5 protein-coding genes and 1 tRNA gene are annotated in these 5,110 nt (G+C 55.5%); 3 read left to right on the top strand and 3 right to left on the bottom strand.

The window, feature by feature from the left end; translation table 11 throughout:
• Positions 1-25: 25 nt before the first annotated feature.
• The 3 genes from Q1K23_RS07525 to dnaG form a co-directional block, all read right to left on the bottom strand.
• Positions 26-101 (bottom strand) — tRNA-Ala (locus Q1K23_RS07525).
• 37 nt (positions 102-138) lie between these two features.
• On the bottom strand, positions 139-1,119 hold the full coding sequence (locus tag Q1K23_RS07530) for an argininosuccinate synthase domain-containing protein (protein ID WP_300363530.1): 981 nt from the start codon (positions 1,117-1,119) through the stop codon (positions 139-141).
• A gap of 36 nt (positions 1,120-1,155) precedes the next feature.
• On the bottom strand, positions 1,156-2,844 hold the full coding sequence (dnaG, locus tag Q1K23_RS07535) for a DNA primase (protein WP_300363531.1): 1,689 nt from the start codon (positions 2,842-2,844) through the stop codon (positions 1,156-1,158).
• Positions 2,845-2,977: 133 nt separating this feature from the next.
• Here dnaG and Q1K23_RS07540 point away from each other — a divergent pair, with 133 nt between their 5' ends.
• The 3 genes from Q1K23_RS07540 to rnc all read left to right on the top strand — a co-directional run.
• Positions 2,978-4,018 carry a hypothetical protein gene (locus tag Q1K23_RS07540; protein WP_300363532.1) on the top strand — a complete coding sequence of 347 codons (1,041 nt, stop codon included), beginning with the start codon at positions 2,978-2,980 and terminating at the stop codon, positions 4,016-4,018.
• Positions 3,993-4,424 (top strand): ribonuclease HI, encoded by a 432-nt coding sequence (gene rnhA, locus Q1K23_RS07545; protein WP_300363533.1) that lies wholly within the window; start codon positions 3,993-3,995, stop codon positions 4,422-4,424. Before Q1K23_RS07540 ends, rnhA begins: the two co-directional genes overlap by 26 nt.
• A gap of 24 nt (positions 4,425-4,448) precedes the next feature.
• Positions 4,449-5,110 (top strand): ribonuclease III (gene rnc, locus Q1K23_RS07550; RefSeq protein ID WP_300363534.1); only part of this gene is annotated, 662 nt, incomplete at its 3' end.

Consider the following 5,110-nt stretch of genomic DNA (forward strand, 5'->3'; position numbering starts at 1 on the left):
GGGTTGAATGGATTGGAAGATTGGATGGTGGAGCATAGCGGGCTCGAACCGCTGACCTCCTCGCTGCCAGCGAGGCGCTCTCCCAGCTGAGCTAATGCCCCACGAAGTTGAGAGACCCGAATTTTAGTTCAACTTCCCTTAAGATTTTATAAAATATTTCTGGCAGGGCTCTTTCGATTCGAACGGCTGTACTTCGAAAACCTCGTCGCCCACCTGTACTTCGTAGGTCTCTTCGGGTTTCGTTTTGCCGTAGGTCGCCGTGATTTTGGCGGCCAGCTCTCTGTCGGCTCCGGTCGCTGCGGCGCTGATGGCGGCGACGGGGCCCGTGGCGTTTAGCAGCCGGATCTTCCGGTATTTGGGCGTGATCGCCGCGTCGATCATTTCGTTGTCCTCTTTGTGGCGGCCCACGACCAGTTTGGCGCCATCCGGCAGCCGGAAGTGGCGGCCGCATTTGAGCAGCGCGATGTCCTCCACCTCCAGGGTGTCGTATTTGACGAATTCGGCCAGCTTTTTCGAGAAGTTTTCATCGGTCAGCAGGCAGCCGCCACCCGGCTTTTCGAAATCTTTCAGTCCGATCTCCTCGGCCATCTTCAGCTGGACTTCCCGGTTGCGCCCCGTGATTCCCAGCAACTGCTCGCGGTCGACCCACCCCTCTCTTTCGGGCAGGGTCGGCGGCAGTACTTTGGCGCTAAGAGGGCGCAGCAGGATGTCGGAGGTTTCCGAAAGGCCCGTCACCAGATCCAGGGCGTCGCGCCGCTGGCTCATGGGGCGCTGACCCACCACCTCCCCGCTGATCAGGAAACTCGCTCCCCAGGGTTCCATCAGCTCTCTGGCGATTTTGAACATGTTGCCGTGGCAGTCGATGCAGGGGTTGAAGTTTTTGCCGTAGCCGTATTTGGGATCGAAAAGGATCTCTTTGAGATACTGGTCGCGGATGTCGATCGTACGCAGCTCCACGCCGATCTGATCGCACATGTTCCGCATGTGGTCGAGTTTGCTCTTTGTGGAGCCGAAGCCGATGTCGATGTTGAGGGCGATCACTTCGATTCCCTGGCGTTTGATCAGATGGCAGGCCAGCACACTGTCGAGGCCGCCGCTGAAGAGGGCGATCGCTCTCATGCGCGATCTCCGTATACAAATGCCGAAGCGGCTCTCTCATGAGATTTTTTCATGACTTTCATAGGGGACAAGTTCTCCTCGTTTCAGACGGTTGATGTAATCCTGATATTTCCGGATGAAAAATATCTTGTTTTCGAAGGGAAGTGTATCATCTTTTTTTATTATGTCAAGGGCTTTTCTGTAGTAGCGCTGAAGAAAATAGAGCAGCTGTCTCTTCAGCTCCTCTTCACTGTAGGTGACGATGGAGTCGTCGAAATCGATGCGCAGAAGATCCTCGTGTTCACGCCCCTGAAGCAGCGCTTCGAAAGCGGCCCTGTGTATCGCGAACATCGAACTGTCCATCGTGTCCAGCACCATGTCGGTCAGCGAGGGCGTTTTCAGAAGGGTCTTGATGATACTCTCCTCCGCCACGTCGCTGAGGGTCAGCACGGAGGGATTTTCCTGCATGGGGGCGGATCGTTCGGGCCCTTCGCGATACTCCCGGCGTGCGCTTTTGGGCGAGAGCATCGCCGTGTTGACTTTCAGACGCAAAGCGGCGTAGGGCAAATACTTTTCCACTACGAAAGGGGAGAGGGTCGCCAGGTAGTTCCTGACGGCATGAAAAGCGTCCTCTTTGCCCTTTGGCGTGCCGATGTCGTAGCGTGCGACGGTCTGGTCGATGACGAACTGGGCGTAGGGGATCGGCTTGGCGAAGAGTGACTCGATGACGTCCGCCTTGCCCTCTACCACCATATCCGCCGGATCCATGCCGTTTCCAAAAAGCACGACGCCCCCCTCGAAGTTGTGGGCACTCAGCAGCAGCGCCGCCTTCATCGCGGCGTTGATTCCCGCGTTGTCACCGTCGTAGGCGACGATCACCTCCGGTTCGCCCTTTTTCAGAAGAGGCAGGTGGTCGTTGGTCAGCGCGGTGCCGAGGGTGGCGACGGCGGTGTTGAAACCGGCCTGGTGGAGCATGATGACATCCATGTAACCCTCCACGACGATCAGCCTCTTTTTACGATAGATCTGCTCCTTGGCCAGATGGTAGCCGTAAAGAAGCCGCGATTTGTTGAAGAGTTTCGTCTGGGGGGAGTTGATGTATTTGGCGGGATGGTCGCCCAGCGTCCGGCCGCCGAACCCCACCGGCATACCCGAAGGCGAGAAGATCGGAAAGATGACTCTTTCGATCAGCCGGGCGTAGTACCTGCCGCGGTCGTGGCCCAAAATCCCCACCTCCTCCGCTTTGGGAAAAGGGATCATCGCCCGCTGCAGAAACTGCAGCGTCTCCTCCGAAGAGGGGGCGTATCCGAGGGCGAACTTTTCGATGCTGGCCAGGGAGACGCCGCGGTCGCGCAGATAGTTTTTCGCCCTCTCGCTCCGTTCCAGATTGGCCCGGTACCACTGTCCCACCGTTTCGAGGATACGGCGCTCCTGTCCGCCTCCGTGTTCCCCTTTGGTGTAGCGGAGGGTGAAGTTGTACTGGCTGGCGAGCTTTTCGATCGCTTCGGGGTAGCTCAGTTTTTCGAACTCCATGACGAATTTGATGGCGTCGCCTCCCGCCCCGCATCCGAAACACTTGTAGAACTGTCTGGAGGGGCTGACGATGAAGCTGGGTGTCTTTTCGTCGTGGAATGGGCACAGACCTTTGAAATTGGAACCGTTTTTCCTGAGTTCGACATAGTTGCCGATGACGTCGACGATGTCGATGGTCTGTTTGAGCTGTTCGATGGAGTTGTTATCTATCATTGTTTTATTATATAATAAATAAGAGTGAGTAGTGAGTAGTGAGTAGCGAGCCAGAAGAGAGGTGCATATCCGATCCTCCGCCCGCTACTTACTGCCCACTACCCACTGCCAACTTTTGGAAAAGGTTCGGTAGGTGGATGCCCTTCTCATAGATTACCGCGATCCTCTCTTCGCCATTTTGCTGATTGCGGGGATGGTTTTTATCATCGCATTCGTCAGTTACTGGTGGGGTGTCTACGTCAAATCGAGAAAATCGCGGCGTCTGCAGCGGTTTCTTCGACGTTTCGAGACCCATGGCGTAAAAAAGAGCCTCGAGACGATGCCCTATACCCCCGCGATGGTTCAGCCGCTGGTTCTGCTGGCGCGTGCCTACGAAAAGAGCGGCGAGTACACCAACGCGATCGAGATAGGGCTCTATCTGCTGGAGCATTGCGACAACGACGCCATGACCTACGAACTGATGGAGCTGGTGGGTACCACCTATATGCATGCCGGATTTCTGGAACGTGCCCATTCGACGTTTCTGCAGATCCTGAAATCCAACCCCCGCAACAAGAAGGTACTCAACGACCTGATGGTCGTCTACGAGAGACTCCAGAACTTCCAAAAAGCCAAAGAGGTGGTGGAGTCTCTCGAAGCGATGGGTGTCGATGTGAAAGATCTGAAGCTCTATATCGAGCTCAAACTGATCACCTCCGATCTGCAGATGGACCACAACAGAAAGATCGAAAAGGTGATCGATTTCTATCTGACACACAGAAAATATGAGCGCGTCGTTTTCGAGTATCTGCTCAGAAACGAACCCCAGCGGGCGTGGGAGATGGTGCAGGAGGCCAATATCGAAAGACTCGTCGATATCTTCTGGTTTCTGCCCACCTCGTTCATGGATTACGACAAGATCAAGGAGAGTCCCAGACTCCGGGCCATTTACGGTGCGCGGGGAGATATCGAGCCCTGCGGGCCGACGGGATGGTTTCTCATCGACATGCTGAACCATCTGAAAAAGACGGGATTCGACGAAGCGACGCTGCAGTTTGCCTATCTGTGCAAAAACTGCAAACAGCAGTTTCCGGTACCTTTCGAGCGGTGCCCGAAGTGTCTGGCACTCGACAGCGTGGTGGTGGAGACGGAAATTACGAAGGCGGGAAATGAAACGGGTTACAATCTTCTCTGACGGATCGAGTCTCGGAAACCCGGGACCGGGTGGATGGGGAACGATACTGCGCTTCGGCAAGCACGAAAAGGAGCTTACCGGAGGCGAACCGATGACCACCAACAACCGTATGGAGCTGATGGCCGTCATCGAAGGGCTCAAAGCCCTCAAAGAGCCCTGCGAAGTGACGATCTACAGCGATTCGAGCTATGTCGTCAAAGCGATCAACGAATGGCTTCCGGCATGGATCGCCAGGGATTTCAAAAAAGTCAAAAACCCCGATCTGTGGAAAGAGTATCTGAAAGTGGCCAAACCCCACAAAATCAAGGCGGTCTGGGTGCGCGGCCACAACGGCCACCCGGAAAACGAGCGGTGCGACGAGCTTGCGAGGAAAACCGCAGAACAATTCAAGAAGGAGCAGGAATGAGCAATGGAGCGAAAGGAGAAGCCGATGGGTGAGCTTGCGTCTTTGGAGGAGAAACTCGGCTACAGATTCAAGGATCGTCAGAAACTGGTCGAGGCGCTGACCCACAAAAGCTACAAAAAACCCTACAACAACGAGCGTCTGGAGTTTCTGGGCGATGCGGTGCTCGATCTGGTGGTGGGTGAGTACCTTTACGAGCGTTTTCCCAAAGCCAAAGAGGGTGAACTGAGCAAGATGCGTGCCTCCCTGGTCAACGAAGCGGGTTTCAAGAAGCTCGCCGACGCCCTGAACCTCGGTAATTACATCTACATATCGCCGGCGGAAGAGAACAACAAGGGCCGGGAGAAACCGTCGCTTCTTTCCAACGCCTTCGAAGCGCTGATGGGAGCGATCTATCTGGAATCGGGTCTCGATGAGGTGCGACGCATCACGATCGATCTCATCGAGGCGTGCTATCCGAAGATCGATCTGGGCTCGCTTTTCAAGGACTACAAAACGACACTTCAGGAGCTGACACAGGCGAAGTTCGGCGTCATTCCCGACTATGTGCTCAAAGACGCCACCGGTCCCGACCACAACAAGGAGTTCGAAGTGCAGGTTCTGGTCAACGACCGGCTGCTGGCGACGGCCAAAGGCAAAAGCAAAAAGGCGGCCCAGCAGGAGGCGGCCCACGCCGCACTGAAACTTCT

The sequence above is a fragment of the Hydrogenimonas sp. genome, from assembly GCF_029933015.1.
Taxonomy (GTDB): domain Bacteria; phylum Campylobacterota; class Campylobacteria; order Campylobacterales; family Hydrogenimonadaceae; genus Hydrogenimonas.

What these genes read in the sequence shown, in the direction of transcription:
- rnhA (WP_300363533.1), top strand. Translation starts at nt 3,993, where the DNA reads ATGAAACGGGTTACAATCTTCTCTGACGGATCGAGTCTCGGAAACCCG.
- dnaG (WP_300363531.1), bottom strand. Translation starts at nt 2,844, where the DNA reads ATGATAGATAACAACTCCATCGAACAGCTCAAACAGACCATCGACATC.
- Q1K23_RS07530 (WP_300363530.1), bottom strand. Translation starts at nt 1,119, where the DNA reads ATGAGAGCGATCGCCCTCTTCAGCGGCGGCCTCGACAGTGTGCTGGCC.